25 protein-coding genes are annotated in these 25701 nt (G+C 55.9%); 13 read left to right on the forward strand and 12 right to left on the reverse strand.

Translation table 11 applies throughout. The features are described from left to right. Positions 1-8: 8 nt before the first annotated feature. The 7 genes from AAC621_RS07290 to dapA all read right to left on the reverse strand — a co-directional run bounded on the left by AAC621_RS07290 (position 9) and on the right by dapA (position 5578). Positions 9-587, reverse strand: coding sequence for a hemerythrin domain-containing protein (locus tag AAC621_RS07290; RefSeq protein ID WP_340253796.1), 579 nt, complete (start codon positions 585-587; stop codon positions 9-11). Between the two features lie 242 nt (positions 588-829). Continuing rightward, positions 830-1453 (reverse strand): queuosine precursor transporter, encoded by a 624-nt coding sequence (locus AAC621_RS07295; RefSeq protein WP_317657216.1) that lies wholly within the window; start codon positions 1451-1453, stop codon positions 830-832. Positions 1454-1521: 68 nt separating this feature from the next. Next, positions 1522-2715, reverse strand: a complete 1194-nt coding sequence (locus AAC621_RS07300) for an amino acid aminotransferase (protein WP_340253799.1) — start codon at positions 2713-2715, stop codon at positions 1522-1524. A 6-nt stretch (positions 2716-2721) separates the two neighbouring features. Continuing rightward, a complete protein-coding gene (locus AAC621_RS07305) occupies positions 2722-3279 on the reverse strand; it encodes a GNAT family N-acetyltransferase (RefSeq protein WP_340253802.1) in 558 nt (185 codons plus the stop codon). Continuing rightward, positions 3276-4124: a 3-mercaptopyruvate sulfurtransferase gene (gene sseA / locus AAC621_RS07310; protein WP_340253805.1), complete on the reverse strand. Its 849-nt coding sequence runs from the start codon at positions 4122-4124 to the stop codon at positions 3276-3278. The genes AAC621_RS07305 and sseA overlap by 4 nt, the downstream gene beginning before the upstream one ends. 86 nt (positions 4125-4210) lie before the next feature. Next, a complete protein-coding gene (smpB, locus tag AAC621_RS07315; protein ID WP_317657220.1) occupies positions 4211-4687 on the reverse strand; it encodes an SsrA-binding protein SmpB in 477 nt (158 codons plus the stop codon). Positions 4688-4705: 18 nt separating this feature from the next. Further along, entirely contained in the window at positions 4706-5578 is an 873-nt protein-coding gene (gene dapA / locus AAC621_RS07320; protein WP_340253808.1) for a 4-hydroxy-tetrahydrodipicolinate synthase, read from the reverse strand. Positions 5579-5784: 206 nt separating this feature from the next. On the opposite strand from dapA, the gene AAC621_RS07325 reads away from it, so the two are divergent. Next, positions 5785-7764: a lytic transglycosylase domain-containing protein gene (locus tag AAC621_RS07325; protein ID WP_340253811.1), complete on the forward strand. Its 1980-nt coding sequence runs from the start codon at positions 5785-5787 to the stop codon at positions 7762-7764. On the opposite strand, the gene AAC621_RS07330 is transcribed toward AAC621_RS07325, so the two are convergent. Next, positions 7679-8641, reverse strand: a complete 963-nt coding sequence (locus AAC621_RS07330) for a DMT family transporter (RefSeq protein ID WP_340253813.1) — start codon at positions 8639-8641, stop codon at positions 7679-7681. The genes AAC621_RS07325 and AAC621_RS07330 overlap by 86 nt on opposite strands. Further along, a complete protein-coding gene (mnmD, locus tag AAC621_RS07335) occupies positions 8638-9315 on the reverse strand; it encodes a tRNA (5-methylaminomethyl-2-thiouridine)(34)-methyltransferase MnmD (RefSeq protein WP_340253816.1) in 678 nt (225 codons plus the stop codon). Before mnmD ends, AAC621_RS07330 begins: the two co-directional genes overlap by 4 nt. A gap of 80 nt (positions 9316-9395) precedes the next feature. On the opposite strand from mnmD, the gene AAC621_RS07340 reads away from it, so the two are divergent. Further along, positions 9396-10454, forward strand: a complete 1059-nt coding sequence (locus AAC621_RS07340; protein WP_340253819.1) for an NAD(P)/FAD-dependent oxidoreductase — start codon at positions 9396-9398, stop codon at positions 10452-10454. On the opposite strand, the gene AAC621_RS07345 is transcribed toward AAC621_RS07340, so the two are convergent. After that, a complete protein-coding gene (locus AAC621_RS07345; protein WP_340253822.1) occupies positions 10451-10990 on the reverse strand; it encodes an NADPH-dependent FMN reductase in 540 nt (179 codons plus the stop codon). The two genes, AAC621_RS07340 and AAC621_RS07345, sit on opposite strands and share 4 nt — an antisense overlap. 58 nt (positions 10991-11048) lie before the next feature. Here AAC621_RS07345 and AAC621_RS07350 point away from each other — a divergent pair, with 58 nt between their 5' ends. Together AAC621_RS07350 and leuC are read left to right on the forward strand one after the other, a co-directional pair. Next, a complete protein-coding gene (locus AAC621_RS07350; RefSeq protein WP_340253825.1) occupies positions 11049-12701 on the forward strand; it encodes a thiamine pyrophosphate-dependent enzyme in 1653 nt (550 codons plus the stop codon). Between the two features lie 192 nt (positions 12702-12893). Further along, entirely contained in the window at positions 12894-14297 is a 1404-nt protein-coding gene (gene leuC, locus AAC621_RS07355) for a 3-isopropylmalate dehydratase large subunit (RefSeq protein WP_340253828.1), read from the forward strand. A 59-nt stretch (positions 14298-14356) separates the two neighbouring features. Here the strand turns inward: leuC and AAC621_RS07360 are convergent, their stop codons facing one another. Continuing rightward, positions 14357-15436, reverse strand: a complete 1080-nt coding sequence (locus tag AAC621_RS07360) for a HupE/UreJ family protein (protein WP_340253831.1) — start codon at positions 15434-15436, stop codon at positions 14357-14359. Between the two features lie 98 nt (positions 15437-15534). On the opposite strand from AAC621_RS07360, the gene AAC621_RS07365 reads away from it, so the two are divergent. The 7 genes from AAC621_RS07365 to AAC621_RS07395 all read left to right on the forward strand — a co-directional run bounded on the left by AAC621_RS07365 (position 15535) and on the right by AAC621_RS07395 (position 22064). After that, complete coding sequence (locus tag AAC621_RS07365) at positions 15535-16332, forward strand: DUF4198 domain-containing protein (RefSeq protein ID WP_340253834.1); 798 nt, start codon at positions 15535-15537, stop codon at positions 16330-16332. A gap of 73 nt (positions 16333-16405) precedes the next feature. Further along, positions 16406-17011 (forward strand): 3-isopropylmalate dehydratase small subunit, encoded by a 606-nt coding sequence (gene leuD, locus AAC621_RS07370; protein WP_340253837.1) that lies wholly within the window; start codon positions 16406-16408, stop codon positions 17009-17011. A gap of 256 nt (positions 17012-17267) precedes the next feature. Beyond that, positions 17268-17675 carry a hypothetical protein gene (locus tag AAC621_RS07375; protein ID WP_340253840.1) on the forward strand — a complete coding sequence of 136 codons (408 nt, stop codon included), beginning with the start codon at positions 17268-17270 and terminating at the stop codon, positions 17673-17675. 19 nt (positions 17676-17694) lie between these two features. Then, on the forward strand, positions 17695-18033 hold the full coding sequence (locus AAC621_RS07380; protein WP_340253843.1) for a hypothetical protein: 339 nt from the start codon (positions 17695-17697) through the stop codon (positions 18031-18033). Positions 18034-18093: 60 nt separating this feature from the next. Next, a complete protein-coding gene (leuB, locus tag AAC621_RS07385; protein ID WP_340253846.1) occupies positions 18094-19200 on the forward strand; it encodes a 3-isopropylmalate dehydrogenase in 1107 nt (368 codons plus the stop codon). Between the two features lie 181 nt (positions 19201-19381). Further along, positions 19382-20350 carry a DMT family transporter gene (locus AAC621_RS07390; RefSeq protein WP_340253849.1) on the forward strand — a complete coding sequence of 323 codons (969 nt, stop codon included), beginning with the start codon at positions 19382-19384 and terminating at the stop codon, positions 20348-20350. Positions 20351-20420: 70 nt separating this feature from the next. Then, complete coding sequence (locus AAC621_RS07395) at positions 20421-22064, forward strand: ABC transporter permease (RefSeq protein WP_445322496.1); 1644 nt, start codon at positions 20421-20423, stop codon at positions 22062-22064. A gap of 140 nt (positions 22065-22204) precedes the next feature. On the opposite strand, the gene AAC621_RS07400 is transcribed toward AAC621_RS07395, so the two are convergent. Then, on the reverse strand, positions 22205-23224 hold the full coding sequence (locus AAC621_RS07400) for an extracellular solute-binding protein (RefSeq protein ID WP_340253851.1): 1020 nt from the start codon (positions 23222-23224) through the stop codon (positions 22205-22207). Positions 23225-23401: 177 nt separating this feature from the next. Between AAC621_RS07400 and AAC621_RS07405 the strand changes: the two genes are divergently transcribed. Together AAC621_RS07405 and AAC621_RS07410 are read left to right on the forward strand one after the other, a co-directional pair. Then, the gene (locus AAC621_RS07405; protein ID WP_340253854.1) at positions 23402-24577 is read left to right on the forward strand and encodes an MFS transporter; all 1176 of its coding nucleotides are present in this window, start codon (positions 23402-23404) and stop codon (positions 24575-24577) included. A 91-nt stretch (positions 24578-24668) separates the two neighbouring features. Beyond that, complete coding sequence (locus AAC621_RS07410; RefSeq protein ID WP_340253858.1) at positions 24669-25691, forward strand: aspartate-semialdehyde dehydrogenase; 1023 nt, start codon at positions 24669-24671, stop codon at positions 25689-25691. Positions 25692-25701: the final 10 nt, after the last annotated feature.

The following is a 25701-nucleotide window of genomic DNA, read 5'->3' on the forward strand; positions in this document are numbered from 1 at the left end:
GCTTTGCGTTATCCGTCTAGGCCTGAAGAGCCGAATTTTAGAATAACGGGAACCACCAGTTCTTCTTCATCTTGCAAATGCCGATCCAACAGACGGGACAGGCGGGTCATCTCGCGCTCAAGAGGGGCAATTGCATCTGGCCCCTTGCCCGCAAGCGCGCCCGTAATCGCCCCATTCGCTGCTGTGGCAAACTCCGCCAACAACGGATCAAGCGCGTGGTGGTCATGGTCAAGAATGTCAAAACCACGTTCAAGTTTGGGCTCTCTTTGCGCAAGCAACGGAAAATAATGCTGATCTTCGATCATGTGATGGCCGTGCAATTGCTCAAGCAGCATCCCGCCAAAGCGAGATATGTTGCGCGCAAAGTTTTGCGGATCATTGTTGCGATCTAGCGCCTGTTGCACCGCATCGGTCAACATGGCGTCAAGTCTGCGGAACATAAGGTGGCGGTCCAACCAGAATGCGACCAAGCCACCAAAATTTGGATGCGCTTGCCATATCTCGCGCGGGTAATCCTGCAACAGAATACGCAGCGCATCGGGCAGGCCTTCGCGGCGGGCCAATGCAAGATGATCTATCTCAGTCATAGGAAACCTCTCATCGAAAAGGGCCGCTCTTGCAAGCGGCCCTTCGAGAAATCAGGAGGTGGGCGCGGTTAGGAAATCATCGCCCAGCCATTTCGGTTATTGCCCTTAAGGCTGCTTAAAGGCGCACCTCCATCGCTGTCCCGAACCCTTTCTCCAATACCTCTCTAGACACTGGATCACCTCCTTTCATTACGTTGCTGTTATCCACAGGTTGCCACATATTTTGTGTTTGTCAAAAGTTTTTACGCAACCTGTGCCAAAACTTTGCGGGTAATCAGGCGGAATGGCACAAGCGCGATCAACGCGAGCGCGAGCTTGACCAACCAGTCAGCAATGGCAAGGGATACCCACAGCGGCGCTTCGGGGCCGTGGCCCAAGATGGGCAATATGTCGCCCGCCCAAGAGACATCATTGGCAGGTTCAAGGAAGCTGAGGCTTGCCGAAAACGCGATGGTGAAGAACAGCGCGGTATCAAGGCTAGACCCAACTAAGGTCGAGACGACAGGCGCGCGCCACCATGCGCCAGCGCGCAGGCGGTCAAATATGGCCACATCCATCAACTGCGCCACGAGGAACGCAAGGCCAGAACCAAGAGCAATACGCAACGTCACCAATGGCCCAAACTCGCCCATGATTTGCGTGCCTATGAGAGAGCAGATCACGCCCGTCACAAAACCCGCAAATACAACGCGCCGCGCGGCTGCCACACCATAGACGCGGTTCATGATGTCAGTGACCAAAAAGGCCAATGGATAGGTAAAGGCACCCCATGTCAGCCAATTGCCGAATAGAAACTGCACAAGGATATTTGAGGCCAAAACGATGGCCGCCATGGCAAGGATGCCAGGAAGATAGGAAGATTTCATAATGTTCATCCGTTTTGACAAGGTAGTCGGAGACTTGGCCCCGCGCGCATTGCGGGACAGGGCGCGCTCTATGCTGATTGCCCAGCTTGTGCAAGCGTTGAAATGGCTTCGGCCACGATGCGGCTGGCGGTGGGTGTCATTGCTGCAAGATTGACGCGACTGTCCTCAACCAGATAAATCCCCCGCGTTTCGCGCAACTGACGCACGTCATTGGGGCTGAGGCCCAGCAGCGAGAACATCCCGCGTTGTGCCGCGATTTGATCTGCAAGGCGACCCATTTGGTGCTGACGCAAATCATCGGCAAAGCATTGGCGGTTCGCGTCAATCTCGTGACGCATCGCCGATAGCTCGGCCACCCAGTTTGCACGCAGTTCGGGATCATCCAAAATCACTTGCACCACCCGCGTCCCATGATCTGGGGGAAAGGCATAATTCTGGCGATTAAGCCATGTCAGCAAGCCTTGCATCTCAGATTGAATGGCAGGGCTGTGGCATTGAGCCAGAACCGCACCCACGCGATCCCGATACAGCCCAAAGGATTTAGAGGCTGAAAACCCCACCAAAACTTCGGGGCATTCAGCGCAGATCACATCTAAACCCGCGCGATCTTGTTCAATCCCACTGCCAAATCCCAGATAGGCCATATCAATCACGGGCAGGGCCCCGCGCTTGGCCAGTGTCACGGCGATGTCGCGCCATGTGTCTGGGGTTGGTTCAATCCCCGTTGGATTGTGACAGCAGCCGTGGATGACCACGGCATCCCCTTGTGCCACTTGTGCCAGATCCGCCATCAGGCCTGCGTGATCTAACCCGCCTGTTGCCTCATCGCGGAAGCGATAGGTTTGAACCTGCAGACCCAAATAACGCAGGATTGAGGCGTGGTTGGGCCATGTTGGTTCTGGCAGCCATACCGTCAGGTTTGGGCGCAGATATTTGAGCGCCTCAAAACATTGGCGCAATGCCCCCGTTCCACCAGGTGTTGCAATCGCGGCTTTGGCCCCGCGCGTGGAAAATAGCAGCTCCTCGACCGCATCAAGATAGGCTTTATCGCCTGCAAGCGAGACATAAGATTTGCTGTGCTGTGCGTCCCAAATCTTACGCTCGGCCTGTTTGACCGCTGCCATGATTGGGGTCTGCCCTTGGCTGTTTCTATAGACCCCTACGCCAAGGTCGATTTTTTCAGGGCGCGGGTCAGCCGCAAAAATCCCCATCAGACGGATGATTTTATCAGCTTCGGGGGCGGTCAGCGTTTCAAACATCATAGGCCTTTAGGCAGGGTGAAGCGATGTGTCTCTGTCGCGGGTCAGAACGCGACTGCGATCTTCGAACCGCTCAGCCACGAAACCCGCCGATTGATAGAGCGCCAGTGCGCGCGGATGGTCAAGCGTGCAGGTGTTTATTGTGACGGATGTGACGCCTGCGCCATCCCATGCTTGTGCCAATGCTTGGTTTAAAAGGGCGCGGCCCAACCCCTGGCCAACGGCATTTGGCGTGAGGCCAAAATAGGCCAGATCGCAGATCGGCGGGTCGGTGAAGTCAAGGATGAAAAACCCTTGCGGCACGCCGCCACGTTTGGCGACCCACAGCTCGACCAAGGGGCTTTCGAGAAAGGCGCGCAGTTCAGCCTCGGGACGATTATGTTGATCCACCCATTCGTAATCGCGTCCCACCGCGTCATAGAGCGCAAAAAAATACCAAAGGGGCGGATCCATAGCGCGCTCAAGCATGATGTCTTGGGGCAGTGCCGTTTGGTTGTCAGGCCGCGCGGTCATACTCAAAAAAGTGACGCGATAGGGAACCTCGGTTCCTGCCTTAATCAGGCTCATCCCGTTTCAACTTTCAGCTGATCGAATTGGCCCCATTCGGCCCAAGATCCATCATAAAGCGCATGATCGCGATGGCCAAGGATCTCTAGCCCCAAGGACAAAATAGCCGCCGTTACGCCAGAGCCGCAGCTTGTGATAATCCGCCGCTCCAGATCAACGCCTTGATCAGTAAAGGCGGCGCGCAAAGCCTCGCCTTTTTTCATGGTGCCATCGGAATTGAGCAGCGTGGCATAATGCACGTTCAATGCGCCCGGAATATGGCCAGCACGCAGTCCTGCCCGTGGTTCAGGTTCCTCACCGCGGAACCGCGCGGGGCCGCGCGCATCAACAATCTGCCAATCGCGCAATTTCACGGCAGCAGCGACTTGGGTCACATCCATGACCAAATTTGCTTGGCGTTGTGCGGTCATGTGGCGGTCGCGCAGGATTGGTGCCATATCCTCCAAGGGGCGACCTTCGGCCTTCCATTTTTTCAAACCCCCATCAAGAACGGCGATGTCCGTTTTGCCCATCAGGCGGAAAAGCCACCACACGCGGGCGGCTGAAAATATGCCCGCGCCGTCATAGACCACCACCTGATGCCCATCACCCACACCCATCGCGCGCATCCGCGACATGAATTTTTCAGAGGGTGGTGCCATATGGGGCAAGGCAGATTGGGTGTCGCTAATCTCGTCAATATTAAAGAAGCGAGCGCCGGGAATATGGCCCGCGTCATATTCCGCGCGAGCATCGCGGTTCATATCGGGCAAATACCAAGATGCATCCAAAATCCGCATGTCAGGATCCGACAGATGGGCCGCAAGCCATTCGGTTGAGACTAGGGTTTTAGGATCATCAGTCATAGCAAACTCCAAGGCGCGTTTGGGTCAAGGCGACCTCCAGACAGACCTAGCCCAAATTGATGATCAGGCAAAGGGCGCATGACAGCTTACCCGTTCTGTTTGAGAATCCGCTGCTTTTGGCGGTTCCAATCACGCTTGGCGCTGGTTTCGCGCTTATCGGCGACTTTCTTGCCTTTGGCGATGCCAATCTTGAGCTTCACGATGCCACGATCGTTGAAATACATGACCAAGGGCACAAGGGTCATGCCTTCGCGTTGTGAGGCGTTCCACAGACGCGCGACCTCCCGCTTCGAGCAAAGAAGTTTGCGTTTACGCCGTTCTTCATGACCCCAAGTTTTGGCTTGGGCATATGGTGCGATATAGGCGGCCACCAACCACAATTCGCCATCCTCAACCGCCGCATAGCTGTCGGCGATATTGGATTGGCCTTGGCGCAGCGACTTCACCTCTGAGCCTTGCAAGACGATCCCAACCTCAAGGTCAGATTCAATGGCATAGTCAAACCGCGCGCGGCGGTTCTCGGCAATGACCTTGTAGTTCTTATTCTCGTCTTTCTTTGCCATATCGGCCCTTCTTGCCGATCAGGCGATCAGACCCGCGTGCTGCATGGCCGATTTGATCCGTGCTTTCGTAGCATCGCTCAGCGTGGTCAATGGCAGCCGCACCTCATCATTTGCGCGCCCCAACAGAGACAGCCCATATTTTGCACCGGCGACACCTGGTTCAAGGAAAATGGCCTCATGCAGCGGCATAAGCTTGTCTTGATACTCAAGCGCTGCCGCGTAATCGCCGCGTAGAGTTGCCTCTTGCATCGCGGCACAGAGTGCGGGCGCAACATTCGCTGTGACGGAAATACAGCCCACACCGCCTTGTGCGTTAAAGCCTATGGCAGTGGCATCCTCACCTGACAGCTGCACGAAATCCGTGCCACAGGTAATGCGTTGCTTGGGCACACGGCTGAGATCACCAGTGGCATCCTTCACCCCGATAATATTTGGCAACTTGGCGAGTGCGCCCATCGTATCAGGCATCATATCCACCACAGAGCGGGGTGGAATGTTGTAGATGATGATCGGAATGCCGACTTCATTTAACGCCTCGAAATGGGCAATCATGCCTCTTTGCGTGGGCTTGTTGTAATAGGGCGTTACCACCAAAGCGGCCTCCGCCCCTACATCCTTGGCGAATTGCACAAAGCGCAATGCCTCGACTGTGTTGTTGGATCCTGCCCCTGCAATAACGGGCACGCGCCCTGCGGCGGTTTTCACAACCGCCTTGATCACGGCCTCATGATCTTCATGGCTCAGGGTCGGGCTTTCGCCTGTGGTGCCAACAGGCACAAGCCCGTGGCTGCCTTCGGTGATCTGCCAGTCCACGAGTTTTTCAAGCGTGCCGAAATCAACAGCGCCGTTTGTGAACGGCGTTACCAATGCGGGCATAGAGCCTTTAAACATGACACGCTTCCTTTTTTCGTTTCTGGACAGATGATCTGCCTTGCCGTCCCAACATAAGCGCAAGACCGCGCGGACACTAGCGATCTTCGACAGAATTGCCAAGTTCCTCTCTTGCAGATGTCGAGGGAAGATATAGCTTGGGGGTCAAAGAGGTGCATAACAGCGCCCGAGCAGGTTTTAATCTTTTAAAATATAGGGGTTCACCCGTGACAGGCGCGATAGGCACAGGACGTAGATGGCATAAGATCATTATGGCCGTGGGTTTGGCTTTGGTCGCATTGGTGATGCCAATTCGCGCTGCGTTGGCCCAAAGCCCCCTCAGCGAGGCAATCGCGGCGGCAACAGAGCGCGATTTTGAGCGCGCGCGCGCGCTTCAATCGGGTCTGTCTGACGCTGTTGCCCGCGATGTTGTGCAATGGGTTATTTTGCGCGCCGAAGGGGGCACAGCGGCAGAATATCCCGATTTTCTAGAGCGCCGTAGCGATTGGCCGGGTCTGCCATATCTTCACCAACAAGGTGAGGGGGCCATGGCTGAGGGGGGCAGCCCTGATCAGGTTATTGTCTATTTTGGCGGTGCTATGCCCCTGACCACCGATGGGCTGCGCGGTTTGTTGGCGGCCCTTGAGGCGCGTGGAAGCAACACAGCCTATCAGCAAGTGCTGCGTGAGGCTTGGATGACCATGCCACTGTCCCGCGATTTGGTTGCAGATCTCTTGGCGCGGCATCGTTCGGATCTGGCCGAGCTGAATTTTGCGCGGCTTGATATGTTGCTCTGGGAGGGTGAAACCGCCCTTGCCGAGCAGATGATGGCCGAAGTGGAGAGTGGGGCACGTGCCTTGGCGGCGGCGCGTTTGGCCCTTCGGGCTGGGCGCAGTGATGGCATCAATGCGCTGATTGATGCTGTTCCAGCACAATATGCAGATGATGCGGGGCTTGCTTTTGAGCGGTTTCGATGGCGCATGGAGGCGGGGCTTTGGGATGGCGCGCGTGAGATGATGTTGGCGCGCTCAAACTCGCAAGACGGATTGGGTCGCCCTGAATATTGGTCGTGGCGGCGTGCCTCATTGGCCCGTGATGTGATGCGTGAAGGGGATTTTGCGCAGGCCTACCAATTAGCCGCGCCGCATTTCCTCTCGCCCGAACGCGATGCAAGCGATTACGCGGAATTGGAATGGTTGGCGGGATATAATGCCCTGAAATCTGGCAATGCTGCCCGCGCCTTGACCCATTTTGAGGCCATGCGATCGGTTGTGGATTCACCCATTTCGTCAGGGCGTGCGGGCTATTGGATTGGACGCGCGCATGAGGCCTTGGGCAACACAGAGGCGGCCCGTTCTGCCTATGCCCATGGCGCTGAATTCCAATCGAGTTTTTATGGTCAATTGGCCGCAGAGCGCGGAGGTTTCCCGCAAGATGAAGGGTTCCTAGGCCGCGAGCAATTTGGCGATTGGCGGCAGGCTTCCTTTGCGAATTCTTCGGTGTTTCACGCGGCGTTGTTGCTACATCAGGCCGGCGAGGGGGATTTGGCGGAACGCTTTATGACCCATTTGACCGAAAGCCTGAGCCGTGCCGAGGCGGGTGCGCTGGCGCAATTCGCGCTTGAATTGCGCGAGCCGCATTATGCGGTCATGATTGCAAAACGCGCGGCTTTGGATGGGCATGAGATCATGCCTGCCTATTTTCCCGTGACCGATTTGGCATCGGCAGATTTGGGGTTTGACCCTGCTTTTGTTCTGTCTATCGCGCGGCGCGAGTCCGAGTTTAACCCCACAGTTATCAGCCCTGCAGGCGCGCGCGGTTTGATGCAAGTGATGCCGCGCACGGCCCAATCCGAGGCGCGCCGACAAGGCATTGCTTATGAAGAGCAGCGCTTGCTGAGCGACCCCGCCTATAACGCGCGGCTTGGCGCAGGATATTTGCAATATCTCAGCGAAGATTTCGGGACGAACCCCGTGCTTTTGGCTGTTGCTTATAATGCGGGGCCTTCACGCGCGACTTCTTGGATCGAGCGATTTGGTGATCCGCGCGATCCCTCCGTTGATATTGTGGATTGGATCGAAGCTGTGCCTTTTACCGAAACGCGCAATTACATCATGCGCGTCACGGAGAGCCTTCAGATTTACGAGGCGCGTCTGAAGGGGGCGTTGCAGCGTCCGCATTTGTCGGAACTGCTGCAACGGCGTTGATTTGCTCCGCTTTTTCTTTGGCGCGGGCGCGGAATAGGGTGAACAACCCTGCCGCAACCACAAGCCCTGCGCCCAGTGCCACGTTTTCCCGCAGCACATCGCCGAAGATTAATATCCCGATGATCGAGGAAAACGGCATCTGCAAATAGGCGAAAGGCTGCACGGCACTGGCTTCGGCCACTTCATAAGCGCGGATCAGTAAATAATGCCCAAGCGCGCCTGTCATGCACAAAAAACCCATCCAGATCCAATCGGTTGGGGCCATGGCCTCCCAAAACCAGATGCCCACTGCTGTCATAAAGATCGCACCCGTGATCCCCGTCCAAAAGAAACTGGTTGCCGCGCTGTCTTGGCGGGACACATAGCGCGTCAAAAGCCCATAGACCGCGAACATCAGCGCCGATGCCAATGGGATTAGCGCCTCAATGGCAAAAACAGTCACGCCAGGTTCAAGGATGATGAGGATGCCGATAAAGCCCGTGCCAATGGCCGCCCATCTGCGCCAGCCCACCTTTTCACCAAGGATTGGCCCTGATAGGGCCGCAACCAAAAGCGGATAGCAGGCAAAGATCGCGTGGCTTTCGACCAGACCGAGAAGCGTGAAGGACAACACCGCCACGCAAACTTCGGCTGCCAACAGAATCCCACGGAAGGCCTGCAAAAAAGGTTGGTTGGTGGCGGCAGCCGCCTTGAGCCCGCCTGCCTTGCGGGCGGATATGGCGATGACGAATGCCGCAAAGAACCAATAGCGGATCATCACGACCATCATGACATTGTATTCACCCGCCAAATGGCGGCTGATCCCGTCTTGAATGGCAAAGACGATGGTCGTGGCAATCATCAGGAAAATGCCCTTGCGGGTGTTCTGCTCGATCAATTCTTGCGCCCCTTCGTCATATGGCGTTTGCGGCCAAACCCTTGCGCCCTCGTGATAGAAAACCCCGCGCACTCAAGGGCGCGGCGCACTGCGCCTGCGGCGGTGTAGGTCGCACAAGTGCCGCCCTGTTTGGTATGCTCTGCCACGGTTTGCATAAGATCATCTTCCCAAAGCTCGGGGTTTTTGGCAGGTGAAAACCCGTCAAGAAACCACGCATCTGCGACCCCATCCCATTGGGGCAATGTCATGCGCGCATCACCGAAAACAAGCTGCAAAACGTAGTCAGGGCCTATGATTTGTGGTGGCAAATTAGGGGTTTGGGTCAGCGCGGCACAGGCATCGGCGGGCAAATTCGCGCGATGCGCCCCCCATGCGCGGGTCAAGTCATCACTTTGCAGCGGGAAGGCTTCAAACGATGTGAAATGTAAAACGCCCACGGTCTTGGCCGCGCGAAACGCGGCAAGGCTGGCCAGAAAATTCAAGCCCGTGCCAAAGCCAAGTTCCGCAATGTGAAACCCATCGCAAAACCGTTCGGGTAGGTCATTGCCGCTGAGGAAGACATAGGTGGTTTCCGCCAATCCGTTATCGAGCGAAAAGAACGGATCATCGAATTGGCGCGAGACGGGAACATCACCCGTCCGCCATTCAAGGGGATGTGGCTGGCTCTTATTCATGGCTTGCCTTAAAAGACCCGCGACATTGCGGGCTTGTGGCAAACTGAGCCTGTCGCCGAAATTTGGCAAGGGCCGAAATCATGCGCTACGATGTGACAGTTTTGGGGGCAGGGATCTTTGGGCTTGCGATTGCATGGGCCTGTGCCGCGCGCGGCGCAAAGGTGCAAGTTATCGATCCTAACGGCATTGGCGCAGGTTCCTCTGGCGGTGTTGTGGGGGCCTTGGCCCCTCACGTGCCCGAACAATGGAACGCGAAAAAACAATTCCAATTCGAAGCTCTTGATGGGGCAGCCGTATTTTGGGCAGGTGTCGCTGACGCCGCAAACCTGCCTTCTGGCTATGCGCGGGTCGGACGCGTGCAGCCGATCATGGATCAGGCAGGGCTTGATCTAGCGCGCGCGCGTCAAAGCGGGGCCAAGACCCATTGGCAGGGCCGTTATATCTGGGAAATCCGCCCTGCCGCCGATTATGCGCCATGGATCACAAGCCCCACCGCGCAGGTTATTTTCGACAGTCTCAGCGCAAGGCTTGCTCCGCGTCAGGGTTTGGTCGCCTTGGCCGCAGCTTTGCGGGCCAAGGGTGGGCAGATCGTCAGTGATGCCCCGCTGATGGGGGCCGTGGTTGAGGCTACAGGTGCCGCAGGTTTGGCAGAGCTATCCGATGCTTTTGGCGCGGTGGTGGGCGCGGGCCAAAAGGGACAGGCGGCAATCCTTGATGCGGATATGGGCAGCCTTCCACAGCTTTTCATAGATGGGGTGCATTTCGTGCCGCATGAAGGGCCGCAGGGGCGCGGGCAGGTTGCCATCGGGTCAACGTCAGAGCGCGACTTTAATGATCCATCCAGCACGGACGCCAATCTAGATTTTTTGATTGAAAAGGCGCGCAGGCTATGCCCCGCTTTGGCAGAGGCGCAGGTTGTCACGCGTTGGGCGGGTCTGCGCCCCCGTGCCAAAAGCCGCGCGCCAATGCTGGGGCGGCATCCGCTTCGGACGGATCACTTTATTGCCAATGGTGGCTTTAAGATTGGGTTTGGCATTGCCCCCCGTGTTGCCGATGTCATGGCAGATTTGGTGCTGGAGGGGCGCGATACTATCCCCTCTGATTTCGCACCCGCTGTGTCCTTGCCAGCACAGGCCTAAAGCCCCGCTGCACGCCGCAATTCACCCATCAATTCATCAAGGGTTTTTTGCGCGCGCGCATTGATCAAAACCTCGCCATCAAATTGATCTGGCCCTTGCGCCAAACAGAGCTCGGGCCCAGTCAAAAGATGTGGACGAAATGGCGTTAGACAGAGGCGCAGTGAATATTGCGCCCGCTCGCCGCCTGCGCGCCCTGCTGCTGAAGACATAATCGCAACGGGTTTATCGCGCCACGGGTTGCTGTCGGTGCGACTGATCCAATCAAGCGCATTTTTTAAAACGCCTGACAGCGCCTTGTTATATTCGGGGGTCGAGATGATCACCGCATCCGCCGCTGCGATTTGATCGCGCAGGCGGATCACCGCGTCAGGGATGCCTTGGCTGTCTTCAACATCCCCATCATAGAGCGGAAGCTGCAAATTCGCTTCAATAAATTCAGCGGGGTCAAAGCTCTGCGCAGCCGCGTTCATCAGTTTTCGATTGCTTGATCCTTTGCGCAACGCCCCGCACAGCCCGATTAATCTTCCTCTGGACATCTCGCACCCTTCTTCGTCTATGCTCCTCGCAAAGATAGTCAGGATAGAGATTGAAACAATGACCCCCCCTTCACGCCATGGCGGCAAAATCCTTGCAGATCAACTTGCAGCGCATGGGGTGCGGCGTATTTTCTCTGTTCCAGGTGAAAGTTTTCTGGCCGCATTGGATGGGCTTTACGACCACCAAATCGAGAACATCGTGTGTCGCCAAGAGGGGGGTGCGGCCATGATGGCCGAGGCCCATGCAAAAACCACGGGCGAGGTGGGCGTTTTATTCGTTACCCGCGGGCCTGGGGCCAGCAATGCCGCCTCTGGTCTGCATGTGGCCATGCATGACAGCACCCCTTTGGTCTGTTTTGTCGGGCAGGTTCCGCTGGCGCATCGGGATCGCGCAGCTTTCCAAGAGGTTGATTATCGTGCGTTTTTCGGCCCGCTCGTGAAATGGGTCGCGGAGGTGGAGGAAACTGACCGACTGCCAGAATATATCGCGCGCGCGTTTCGCGTGGCGCAATCGGGCCGGAAGGGGCCCGTGGTTTTGGCTCTACCCGAGGATATTCTTTCGGCTGTGGCGGACTGTGTTGATTTGGCCCATTCGGGTGTTTCGTCCTCTTTGCCTGATCCGCAGATTGTTTGGGAATGGCTTGGCGCCCTCGCTGCGTGCAAATTACCCATGATGGTGGTGGGTGGCAGCGATTGGTCAGAACAGACCCGCGCGGATGCTGAAAAGATTGCAGCACATTTGGACATCCCAATCGCCACCAGTTTCAGGCGACAGGATTACGTTGATAATCATCACCCTTGCTTCGCGGGGTATTTGGGTGTCGGGGCCTGTCCTGCAACCATGCAAAGTTTTGCCAAGGCGGATGGGGTTCTGGCCCTAGGCACCCGCTTGGGTGAGGTGGTGACAGGTGGATATGTGTTGCGCGATCCGCGTAAGGGTTGGCAGGGGCGGCTTTATCACGCGCATCCTGATCCGGATGAATTGGGTCGCGTCTTTCGCCCTGATGCAAGTATGGTTTGTGAAATCCCCGCTTTTCTGCGGGTGGCGCGAGCGGTTCTCGACGATATCCCCGCACAAGATCAGGGTCGCGCCGCGCGCGCGCATGCGGCCTATCGCGCGTGGCAAAACCCCCAAACCACAACGGGTGATGTGCGCCTTGAGGAAGTCGTGCTTGAGATGTCCCGTATTCTTGGGGGGCGTGGGATCGTGACCAATGGCGCAGGCAATTACGCGGCTTTTGTGCATCGTTATTTCTCTTATCGCCGCTACGGTCAACAGCTTGCGCCGACTTCTGGCTCGATGGGATATGGATTGCCTGCGGCGGTCGCGGCCAAATTGGCGCATCATGAAACCCCTGTGATTTGCATGGCGGGGGATGGTTGCTTGCAAATGACCTTGCAGGAGCTGTCGACCGCGCGGCAATTTGGGGCGGATATTGTCGTCGTGATCGCCAATAATGGCCGCTACGGCACCATTCGGATGCACCAAGAGAAAACCTATCCAGCGCGCGTGTCTGGCACGGATTTATTCAACCCTGATTATGTCGCCTTGGCAAAGGCCTATGGCGGGACGGGTCATTTGGTGACCCGCACAGCTGAATTTGCGCCTGCCTTTGAGGCGGCTTTGGAGGGAGGCTTGCATCTGATCGAATTGCGGCTTGACCCAGATATGCTGGCGCCATCCTTTAACCTCTCTGATCTCAACGGCTAGGTGGCGCGCTCACCGCTTGCGCCGCAGCCTCAAGCGCAGTAAATGGCCCATATGACACGGGTGTTTGACATGGATGATCGCGCGCGCCTGCCGTGGCGCTTTTTCGGGCGTGCCTCTGGCGACAGGGGGCGTTTGCCGTCCTTGTGACGCAAACCGATTTCCCTGATCCAATCGCCCGTAAGGAGTAAAGACATGACCGCAGGAAAAACGCTTTATGACAAAATCTGGGATGCCCATCTCGTCCATGAGGCTGAGGATGGCACCTGCCTTTTGTATATTGATCGCCACCTTGTTCATGAGGTGACAAGCCCACAGGCCTTCGAGGGTCTGCGTATGGCAGGGCGCACTGTGCGTGCGCCAGAGAAAACCATCGCTGTGCCAGATCATAACGTCCCCACCACACCTGATCGTTTGAAAGGTGGGATGAATGAGGAAAGCCGCATTCAGGTTGAGGCGCTTGATAAAAACGCCAAGGATTTCGGGATACACTATTACCCCGTTTCTGATGTGCGTCAGGGCATTGTGCATATTGTTGGCCCTGAACAGGGCTGGACATTGCCAGGCATGACCGTGGTTTGTGGCGACAGCCATACCGCGACCCATGGGGCCTTTGGGGCGCTTGCGCATGGGATCGGCACATCTGAGGTTGAGCATGTTCTGGCCACCCAGACCCTGATTCAGAAAAAATCCAAGAATATGAAGGTCGAGATCACAGGCAGTCTGCGCCCAGGCGTGACGGCCAAGGACATTACCCTATCCGTCATCGGCCATACGGGCACGGCGGGCGGCACAGGCTATGTGATCGAATATTGCGGCCAAGCCATTCGCGAATTGTCGATGGAAGGGCGCATGACGGTATGCAACATGGCGATTGAAGGCGGCGCGCGCGCGGGCCTGATCGCGCCTGATCAAAAGACCTTTGACTATGTAATGGGCCGTCCCCACGCGCCAAAGGGCGCGCAATGGGAGGCCGCTTTGACATGGTGGAAGACCCTGTTCTCGGATGAGGACGCACATTGGGATAAGGTCATCACCATCAAGGGCGAGGACATTGCGCCCGTGGTGACATGGGGCACTAGCCCTGAGGATGTATTGCCAATTACCGATTTTGTCCCTGCACCCGAAGATTTCAAAGGCGGTAAGGTCGATGCTGCGCGCCGTTCCTTGGAATATATGGGCCTCAAACCGGGTCAGCGTTTGCAGGATGTCGAGATTGACACGGTGTTTATCGGGTCTTGCACAAATGGCCGCATCGAAGATTTGCGCGCGGCAGCTGAAATTCTTAAGGGTAAGAAAATCGCTGTAAAGCGCGCGATGGTTGTGCCCGGCTCTGGCCTTGTGCGCGCGCAGGCTGAAGAAGAAGGTTTGGCTGATATCTTCATCGAGGCAGGTTTTGAATGGCGTCTCGCGGGGTGCTCCATGTGTCTTGCGATGAACCCTGACCAACTGCAGCCTGGTGAACGCTGTGCAGCAACATCAAACCGCAACTTTGAGGGGCGTCAGGGGCGCGGTGGCCGCACCCATTTGATGAGCCCTGCAATGGCTGCGGCTGCGGCGATAACAGGACGCCTCACCGATGTGCGCGAGATGATGTAATTTCGCCTTTGGTGAATTTCGAAAAAGCCCCGCCGATTTGGCGGGGCTTTTTTGTTGCGTCACAGCAAGGTGCGCTCGACCACCCAATAGGCCCCAATGGCGGAGATGACCACCGAGGCGGGGATTGCGATGAAGGGGCGATACCAATCACGCTTGCCAAACCAGAGGCCAACCGCAAGGAAGGCCAGACCGATTACCGCAAGCTGACCAAATTCGACTCCAATATTGAACCCGACCAATGCCACGCCAAAGCGGTCTGCAGTGATCCCAAAATCCCCAAGAACCGAGGCAAAGCCGAGCCCGTGCAACAGGCCAAACCCGAACACCAACGCGGTACGGGCGCGTAGGTTTTCACGGCCAAGAATGTTTTCGACACCCACATAGACGATTGAAGCAGCGATTAATGGCTCGACCACCGAGGCGGGGACGCGCACAATCTCAAGACTTGCAAGGGCGAGCGTAATGGTATGGGCCAAAGTAAATGCGCTGACCTGAAGCAACAAAGGCTTGAGGCGCAGCGAGAAGAAAAACAGGCCCAAAACAAACAGAATATGATCTATCCCTAAGGGGATAATATGCTCAAACCCAGCGACAACATATCGGGTAAAGACGGGCCATGCCCCCTCGCTGAGAGCAGTGCCGCGGGGCAAAGGTGCTGATAATTCGCCATTGGCGAGAAAGCCTTGATAGGCATCCGCGCCGCCGCCGACCTGACGCAGCACCAATTCGCCATAAGCCGCGCTCCAGCCAATTTGAACGGGCGCATCCCCCATAGGTAAATCTGCGCGCAGGGTCAAAGTGGTGTCGCGTGGTAATTCCAAATCGGGATTGGGTGCGATGCTGACACCCACAAATTCAGGGGGCAGTGTCACCCCATCCACCATAATCTGGATATTGTCCTGAATGCGCGGCCATGCCCCCTCGAACGCGGTGCGCAGGGCCTCGGGCGATTGCGCGCGCAATTGGTCATAGATCAACGCCTCTGGCGCGTCATTGGTGTTCTCTAGACCCGCAAGGTTAATGCCTGCAATCAGCGGCTCTAGCGTCAGGGAGATGCTCATCTCCACCGCATCGGTGGTGACAGACACATCGGCCACTGCGGGGCGGATTTCATGGGCCCGCGCTGATGTGCTGAACATCAAGCAGAGGGCCGCCAACAAAAAAGTGATGTGGGAATTGTTTGACAAAATGCGTCTTAAGATCATCGTCACTGCCTAGGTTAAAGGGGAGAGATGCAATGAAACTGGCCGTTTGTCTGAACATTGGCGCAATTTTGTTGGCGGGCAAGTTATTTGCGCATGAATTTTGGATTGATCCCCTCGAATACATGGTTCCGTCAGGCGGGGATATTCGCGCTGACCTGCGTGTTGGCACCGAATTTCGTGGTGCGCCGATGGTGTATCTGCCGCGAGATTTCACGCGGTTTGAAATTGCTGATGCCAATGGTTTGCGGCCTGTTGAGGGGCGTTTTGGGGATCGCCCTGCCGCCCATGTTTCGGGTGTTGCTGATGGATTGGTGGTGATGATCCACGAGAGCACGCCGAAATTGGTCACATGGTCAGAGTGGGAAACATTTGCAGCATTTTCCGCGCATAAGGATTTTGGCGCAATCGAAGCGCGCCACAATGCACGCGGACTGCCGCGCGCAGGTTTTTCCGAGGCCTATACCCGCCATGTAAAGGCGTTGTTCGCCGTAGGTGAGGGGGCGGGACAAGATCAGCGATTTGGTCTGTCGACCGAATTCATTGCATTGGAGAACCCCTATCATGACGATGTGAGCGATGGGTTCTTGCTGCAGCTTTTTGATCAAGACACGCCGCGCGCCGCTGTTCAGGTTGAGCTGTTTGCGCGCAGCCCCGAAGGCGAGGTTACGATCACGCTGCATCGCACCAATGATCAAGGCGAGGTGAACTTGCCTGTCATGTCAGGTTACGACTATTTTGCCGATGCTGTTGTTTTGGATGAGATTACACCCCAAGAAGATGGCGCCGTGTGGGGCACGCGTTGGGCAGGTCTGAGTTTTATGATCCCATGAACGCAGGGTGTGAGTATGGCTTGCCCCTGCGTGCCAGATTGGCTAAAGCCTGACCAATTTCAAGGAGAGGCCTATGGATAAGTTTACAACCCTGACGGGGATTCCAGCCCCGCTTCCGCTGATCAATATCGACACAGATATGATCATCCCCAAGCAGTTTTTGAAAACGATCAAACGCTCTGGTTTGGGAAAAAACCTCTTTGACGAGATGCGCTTTGATCAATCAGGCAACGAACTCCCCGAGTTCGTTCTGAATAAACCTGCTTATCGGGACGCGCAGATTTTGGTCGCTGGCGACAATTTTGGCTGCGGCTCCTCGCGCGAACACGCGCCTTGGGCCTTGTTGGATTTTGGCATTCGTTGCGTAATTGCACCGAGCTTTGCTGATATTTTCTTCAACAACTGCTTTAAGAACGGAATTTTGCCGATCCCTCTGCCGCAGGAAGAGGTCGATAAGCTGATGGATGACGCGTCAAACGGCGCGAATGCGACTATGACCATCGACCTTGAGGCTCAAGAGATCACCCGCCCCGATGGCCAGAAGATCGCCTTCGAAATCGACCCGTTCCGCAAACATTGCTTGCTCAATGGATTGGATGATATCGGGCTGTCCTTGACCAAGGTTGAGGCCATTGACGCCTTTGAAGCAACCGCGCAATCCGCGCGTCCTTGGGTCTAGTTTCAAGCGCGTCTGCGCTGTTGCCCTGATCCGACTGGATAAATTTCAGGCCCCTGCATCCTCATCGGTGTGGGGGTCTTTTTTAATGTGTTTTATTAGGTATTAAATTTAGGCAATATTATGGAAATTGAGGCGGCCTTATCGTCAGAATGAGGCGAAATTGTGGAATAAGGGGCAGGCATGAACCGACCCCATCCAGAACGAGGAAGAGCAGGTGCTTTCACAGCTTTTTGGCGCTGTGCTTAGGGCAGTATTGGTGTTTTTTGTTATCGCGACAACATCGCTTGTCCTTGGCGATACATCCCGCGGGGATGTGGAAGGCGTTATGCTGTTTGGATTGATTGCGGCCCTCTTTGTGGTGTTTGAATATAGCGCCCGTCATCCCGCTATCATCGAGTTTCGAGATGCGCCCCCCTATAATCGTCTGCGCATTTTGGCCTTGTTTTCGGTGTTAATCTTGCTGAGCCTTGTTTCAGCTGACCCTGTTCATTTGCAGCAGTTCAACGGGCCAGAGGGTACAGTCAGTGCAATGGCCAATAGAGCGCACCATTGGGGCAGCGCCCCTGTCCGTGGAGTCCATGGATCACGTCCGGATCATGGCCGCTCTGGCCCTGACCATCGCCCTTGGCACATTACTCATATTCGCCCTGTTCATACGTTTTAGCAAATGGCCTGGTCGGGGAATGTCGATCAACATGTGGGTAAACCTGCCCATGTTCGACCCGACAGTGGGCAGCGATGTGACCCATCGTTTAAAATGTGATGCGCGCAGAAATATCATATGGGACTTGGGCCTGCCGCTGATATTGCCGCCTGTCTTGGGTTCTGTTTTTTCGCAGACAGGGAGCACCCTTGCCTATGATGGGCAAGGCGCGGTTTGGGTTGTGACCCTATGGGCCTTTTTGCCAATGTGCCTGTTGGTCAGGGCAATGGCCCTGCTGCGGTTGCGCTACATGATCCGCAGCTATCAAAAGAGGATCATTGCGGCGCTGACACCTGATAAAAGACTGGCCCTTTCTTGACCCAGACGCAGTCAAAGGATAGGGCGTGCGCAATCAGGATTTTCAAGACGGATTAGTTCCATGAGCAACCCATCGCTTCTCATTCTTCCCGGTGACGGGATCGGCCCCGAGGTTATGACCGAGGTGCGTAAAATCATCGACTGGTATGGCGCAAAGCGTGGCCTGACTTTTGATGTCACCGAAGATTTGGTGGGCGGTTGCGCATATGATGCGCATGGCACGCCTTTGACCGATAAGACGATGGAAAAAGCGCAAAGCGTTGATGCGGTATTGCTTGGCGCGGTCGGCGGCCCGAAATATGACAATCTCGATTTCAGCGTAAAGCCCGAGCGCGGCCTGCTGCGCCTGCGCAAAGAGATGGATCTCTATGCGAACCTTCGGCCTGCGCAGTGTTTCGATGCCCTCGCGGATTTTTCTTCGTTGAAGGCGGATGTGGTCGGCGGTCTGGACATCATGATCATCCGCGAACTGACCAGTGGGGTATATTTCGGTGAGCCACGCGGCATTCATCAAGAAGGCAATGAGCGCGTTGGCGTGAACACCCAGCGTTACACCGAGAGCGAAATCGCCCGCGTGGCGCGGTCGGCCTTCGAGCTGGCGCGCCGCCGCAACAACAAGGTCTGCTCAATGGAGAAGGCCAATGTTATGGAATCGGGCGTGTTGTGGCGTCAGGTTGTGACCGAAGTGCATGCTGCTGAATATTCTGATGTGGAATTGTCGCATATGTATGCTGACGCTGGCGCAATGCAGCTGACCCGTTGGCCAAAGCAGTTTGATGTGATCGTGACTGATAACCTCTTTGGTGATCTGCTGTCGGATTTGGCAGCAATGTTGACAGGGTCTTTGGGCATGTTGCCTTCGGCAAGTCTGGGTGCGCCGATGGCAAATGGCCGCCCCAAATCATTGTATGAGCCCGTTCACGGCTCTGCACCTGATATTGCAGGCCAAGGCAAAGCAAACCCGATTGCGTGCATTCTCAGCTTTGCGATGGCGCTGCGCTATAGCTTTGATCAAGGGGATGAGGCGACCCGTTTGGAAAAAGCGGTTGAGGCCGTTTTGGCCGATGGCCTGCGCACAGCCGATTTGATGGGGCCAGAGGGCGGATCACCCGTTTCGACCGCTCAGATGGGCGATGCCATTGTCAAAGCGCTAGACGCGTCTTTGTAAGTTTCGGCTCTGTTATGATTTTCACCCGCTTGACCGCAAGGTTGAGCGGGTGTTTTTGTTTATATATGCCACCCGATGCAAAGCTGCAGCATCGGGGGCAGGAATATCGCCATCTCGCATATTCAATGTTGGCAAGCGGCTGTGCCGATGCCTTGATTGAGTAATAAGCCAAGGAAATGCCATGTCCAAAGATCGCAAGAGCACCAATATCAAAGGCGCATTGATCGCATTGGCGGCATTCGGAATTTACGCCACCCACGATGTGGTGATCAAATATCTTGGCGCAAGCTATTCGGTCTTTCAGATTGTGTTCTTCTCGGTTTTGTTTGGCTTTCCCGTCACCATGTTGTTGCTGATGGGCGAGCCCAAGCCAGAAACATTGCGGCCCAAATACCCGTTCTGGACAGCATTGCGGTCAATTGCGGTGGTGTTCACGGGGGCGACTGCATTTTACGCATTCTCAACCCTGCCCTTGACCCAGACCTATGCGATCATTTTTGCGATGCCAGTTCTGATCACATTGCTGGCAATCCCTATGTTGGGCGAACGCATTGGCATTCGGCGCACAAGCGCGGTGGTCATGGGGCTTGTCGGTGTTTTGATCGTGCTTCGACCAGGGGCGGCGGATTTGAACCTTGGGCATTTATCCGCGCTGGCGGCTGCATTTGGCGGCGCCTTAGTCTCGGTGATTTTGCGCAAGATCGGGTCTGAGGAACGCTCCGTTACCCTGATGCTTTATCCGATGATGGCCAATTTTATCGTCATGGGCGCGCTACTGCCTTTCGTCTACGAGCCGATGCCGCTCTTGGATATGGCATTGATGGCGCTGGTCGCAATTTTGGCCTTGCTTGCGATGTGGCTTGTGATTTTGGCCTATCGCATGGCTGATGCGGTGATCGTTGCGCCCATGCAATATTCGCAGATCCTTTGGGCCGTGTTTTTTGGCACAATGTTTTTCGGCGAAGGGGTGGATCAAGCCACAGTAATCGGTGCAGCCGTTATCATCGCGTCAGGTATTTATATCGTGCTGCGCGAAGATAGCCGGCCTGCGGATAGCCAAAAGCCTGTGTTGCGTACACATGGCCGCATTGGGGCACCAAGCGTGCCACGGATGACGGCAATTTTGCGCGGTAAGGAAGAAACAGACTAGCGGCGCATATTTCCGACTGTTTTAATCGGATGTCTTCCCTCAGGTCTGAAAATCACATAAGCCCTCTCTCATGACTGAGAAAATGCGCATCACGGGGGATCATTGGTTTGGCCTTTTGGGCAAGCTTGTGGTCGCATTATGCCTTCTGCCGATGATTGCTGTGGCGATTGCCGCGCTTTCGGGTGGTTTGGACACAATTGTTAGTCTTAGCCAAAGCGTTCTGCCCCGCTATGTCGGGGCGACCTTGCAACTCAGTGTGATCGTAGGGCTAGGAACGGCCGTAATTGGGACGGGTGCCGCATGGCTTGTCACCATGACGCGGTTTTTTGGGCGGCGGGTGTTGGAAATTGCCCTCGCCCTGCCTTTGGCCTTCCCAGCCTATGTTCTGGCTTATGCCTATACGGATTTGCTTGATCATCCAGGACTCGTGCAGTCCACCTTGCGCGCCTTTATGGGATGGGGCCCTCGCGATTACTGGTTCCCTGAAATCAGATCACTTGGTGGTGCGGCGGCAATGTTGGTCTTGGTGCTTTACCCTTATGTTTATCTTCTGGCGCGCGCAGCGTTTCTGCGCCAAAGCGCTACCGCCTATATCGCGGCGCGCACGTTGGGGCAGGGGCCATGGGGCGCATTCTGGCGCGTCAGTCTGCCCGTTGCTCGCCCGGCGATTGCAGGGGGTGTGCTGCTTGCTTTGATGGAAACCTTGGCTGATTACGGAACCACCGCCTATTTCGGTGTTCAGACCTTTGCCACGGGCATCTATGTCAGTTGGTTTGGCTTGTTTGACCGCGCAGCGGCGGCGCAGCTTGCCCTGTGTCTGTTGGTTGTGGCCTTGACCCTTGCCACTTTCGAACGCCGACAGCGCCGCAATTCCCGTCATCATGACGCGGGCCGTAGACTTGAGGTGATGGAGCCTGTCACCCTCAATGGCCGCGCTGCTTTGGGGGCTATTTTATTCTGCGGTTTGCCCGTTCTTTTTGGCTTTGTTTTGCCCGTGTGGATCTTGATCTCACTTGCGGCTGACCAAGCGTATATCCTTTTCACAGAGCGCTATTTGGGCTTCTTGCGGCATTCTTTGACACTTGCAGCGATTGCCGCCTTCCTGACTGTAGGGGCGGCCATCGCGCTTGGATTTCGTGCGCGCTTGCGGCCCACGCCGATGTCAAAAACGGCCCTTAGGGTTGCGGGCATTGGGTATGCTGTGCCCGGTGGCGTGATTGCGGTAGGTCTGCTGTTTCCCTTTGCGGCCTTTGACAATGCGCTTGACCACTTCATGGAGACGAATTTCGGTATTGATACGGGCCTTTTGATCAGCGGGTCGATCTGGCTGATGATCATGGCCTATATGGTGCGATTTATGGCGGTGGCGCTGAACACCTATGAGGCGGGCATGGCCACCCTGAACCCCAACATGGACGCGGTCGCGCGCACATTGGGGCATGGGCCTGCACCTATGTTGCGGCGGATCCATGTGCCGATCCTACAGCCTTCGATCTTGACTGCGCTGCTGATTGTTTTCGTGGATGTGATGAAGGAGCTGCCCGCCACCTTAATCCTGCGCCCCTTCAACTATGATACGCTCGCCGTGCAAGCGCACCGATTGGCAGCGGATGAACGACTGGCTGAGGCCGCAGTTCCCAGTCTGATCATTGGCGCCGTTGGTTTGGTCCCAGTTGCCATCTTATGTTGGAGCCTGAGCCGAGAAGATAGGTGAACGGGTTAGTCATACCCCGCGCCCATAGGTGGGCAATGTGGGGTCAGGACATAACACGCCTCAGCGCCCCAAAAGCAAACGAGCGCCACTTGATAGGGCGCTCGTGAGTTGTTTGGTGGTTCGTGGCCTGTTGCGCGAACCTATTCCCAACCTGCGGTGTTCAGAACCTCAACCGCTGCGCCGACATTTTCGGCAATATCCGACAGATCAATCGCATCAGGGCGGAAGATGCCCAGTGCCGCGACCGATGGGGCGAGGCCCACACCCGGAACGGCAGGGTATTCATCATTGCCCGCTGAGAAATACTGTTGCGCCTGATCTGAGGTCAGATACTCCAGAAAGGCAATCGCGTTCTCGCGGTTCGGGGCATGGGCCGCGACCCCACCGCCAGACACGTTCATATGCGCGCCGATATCGTTCTGGTTTGGAAAAACCCATCCGATATTGGCCAGTTGGTCAGGGGTGATTTGGTCGTCCCCTTGGCGCAGGATGCGGGCGAAGTAGTAGGTGTTCGACATCGCAATGTCACATTCACCAGAGGCAATGCCGCGCAGCTGATCCGTGTCGCCACCTTGGGGCGCGCGGGCGAAATTTTCTACCACGGCGTTGGCCCAGTCCTCCACAGCATCGACACCCAAATGTGCGATCAAGGCTGCTGTGAAGTTCTGTGTATAGACATTCGTGGCAGAGCGGATGCAGATCTGGCCTGCATATTCTGGCTTGGCCAAATCCTGATAGGTTTGGGGCGGGTTGGCGACATCGGTTTTGTCATAGAACAAAATCCGTGCGCGCTGCGAGAACGCGAACCACTGGTTGCTGTCATCTTGAAGATGAGAAGGAATGCGGGTTTCTAGCACATCGCTTTCCACGGGCTGCAACAGTCCCATTTCGGCAGCCCGCGCCAAGCGCACTGTGTCAACAGTCAAAAACACATCTGCAGGGCTATTGGCGCCCTCGGCCTGCATCCGCGCGATCAGCTCATCTGCATTGCCTTCGATGCGGTTGATGGTGATGCCTGTTGCAGCGGTAAAATCAGAATATAGCCGCTCATCCGTGTCGTAATGGCGCGAAGAATACAGGTTCAATTCCTGCGCCTGCGCCGCGGTTAGGGTGGTTAGAAAAACGACGCTGCCAAGCAGCAGGGAGAGGGGTCGGGTCATCCTAAAGCTCCTGTTCGAGTTATTTCCGACAATTTTAGTCGGGATGCAGCTTTTGATCACGATTCACGCGGCGGGTCAAATAAATTCCGACAAAAATTATCAGATTTAACTTCTGGCTTGCCCTTGCCTTGGTGCTACGGCATCAGTTTGCCTGAGGGATGAGGAGGACAGCCAGCCATGAAAGCGGGCATTGCTTTTCTTGTGCTCGCCTATGTGCTGAGCCAGTTTTATCGTGCGTTTTTGGCCGTCATGGCCCCTGTTTTGGCATCCGATATCGGAGCTACTCCGCAAAGCTTGGCGACAGCTTCGGGCGTGTGGTTCGCCGTTTTTGCCGCGATGCAAATTCCTGTGGGTATCGCACTTGACCGCATTGGGCCGCGCCTGACCGCATCGGTGTTGCTGCTTGTTGGCGGTGCGGGGGGTGCTGCCCTGTTTGCGACTGCGGCGGATGTGCGCGATGTGCAAATTGCAATGGGGTTGATCGGATTGGGCTGTTCGCCCGTTTTGATGGCAACCTATTACATCTTTGCGCGGGTTTATTCTGCGGCCATCTTTGCCACGCTGGCAGGTGTGACGATTGGCATTGGATCAATGGGCAACTTGGCAGCTGCAACACCCATGGCTTGGGCGGTTGAGGCCGTGGGGTGGCGCGAAACCGTTTGGGGCTTGGCGCTTGTGACGGGTCTTGTTGCGCTGGCTTTGTTCCTCTTGATCAAAGACCCCGCAAAACCAGAAGGCGATCAAAAAGGCAGCTTGATGGATCTGCTGCGCATTCCTGCGCTTTGGCTTATCTTCCCGTTGATGTTTGTGGGCTATGCCCCGTCAGCGGGGGTGCGTGGCCTGTGGGTTGGGCCTTATGTGGGGGATGTCTTTGATCTAACTGTTGCTGAGATCGGCACGGTGAGCCTGATCATGGGGGTTGCGATGGTGGTGGGCAGTTTTGCCTATGGCCCGCTGGATCGGTTTTTTGGCACGCGCAAATGGGTTATCTTGATTGGGAACCTGTTGGGTGCCTTCGCCTGTTTGGCGATTTGGGCTGTGCCCGAAAGCAGTATTTTGACAGCTACTGTTCTGGTTGCGGCCTTGGGGTTGTTTGGGGCGTCCTTCCCTGCCCTTGTTGCCCATGGGCGCAGCTTCTTTCCCCCGCATTTGGTTGGGCGTGGTGTGACCTTGATGAATTTGTTTGGCATCGGTGGGGTGGGTGTGATGCAATTCACCTCAGCCCCTTTCTTCACTGCGCTGTCAGGCACGATGGCCTTGCCTGCCGCCTATGGGGCCTTGTTTGGGGTCTTTGGGCTTGCCGTTCTGATCGGATGCGCAATTTACCTCTTTAGCGAAGATCGCCTTGACTAAGCGCGACCAGATTGCGCGCCAAGTGCCCCTTTCGCTTTGGTCGCACATGATTTAAGGGCATGCGCAGTCGTAAGCCTGAAGGATATGGAACATGGGTTACAAAGTTGTCGTTGTCGGCGCCACGGGCAATGTGGGCCGCGAAATGCTCAACATTCTAGACGAGCGTCAATTCCCCGTTGACGAGATCGCCGTGCTTGCCTCGCGTAAATCGCTTGGCACAGAATGCAGCTTTGGTGACAAGACCCTAAAGACCAAGGATCTCGATACATTCGATTTCACAGGCTGGGATATAGCATTTTTCGCGGTTGGGTCTGAAGCTACAAAAACCTATGCACCGATTGCGGCCTCGCAAGGTTGTATCGTGATCGATAATTCCTCGCTCTATCGCTATGATCCTGATGTGCCTTTGGTTGTCCCTGAGGTGAACCCTGGGGCGGTTGAGGGCTATGCGAAGAAGAACATCATCGCGAACCCCAATTGCTCCACCGCCCAGATGGTTGTTGCATTGAAGCCGCTTCATGACCGCGCGCGGATCAAGCGTGTTGTGGTGTCGACCTATCAGTCTGTGTCTGGCACAGGCAAAGATGCGATGGATGAGCTGTGGAACCAGACAAAGGGAATGTTCGTTCCAGGTCAGGAAGTTGCCCCGAGCGTTTACCCCAAGCAGATTGCCTTCAATGTGATCCCGCATATTGATGTGTTCATGGAAGATGGGTCTACTAAGGAAGAGTGGAAAATGGTCGCTGAGACCAAGAAAATCCTCGATCCTTCGGTTAAGGTAACTGCAACCTGCGTGCGTGTGCCTGTCTTTGTTGGCCATTCCGAGGCGATCAATATCGAGTTTGAAGATTTCCTAGACGAGGAAGAAGCCCGTGACATTCTGCGCGAGGCCCCAGGTGTGATGGTGGTCGATAAGCGTGAGGCGGGCGGTTATGTGACCCCCGTGGAATGTGTCGGCGATTATGCCACCTTTATCAGCCGTATCCGTCAAGACAGCACGATTGAGAATGGTCTGAATATTTGGTGCGTCAGTGACAACCTGCGCAAAGGCGCTGCGTTGAATGCGGTTCAGATTGCAGAAACCTTGGGCAATCGGGTTCTGAAAAAAGGCTGACGCATGGCGT

This window comes from Roseobacter sp. HKCC-CH-9208 (genome assembly GCF_037805125.1).
GTDB lineage: Bacteria > Pseudomonadota > Alphaproteobacteria > Rhodobacterales > Rhodobacteraceae > M30B80.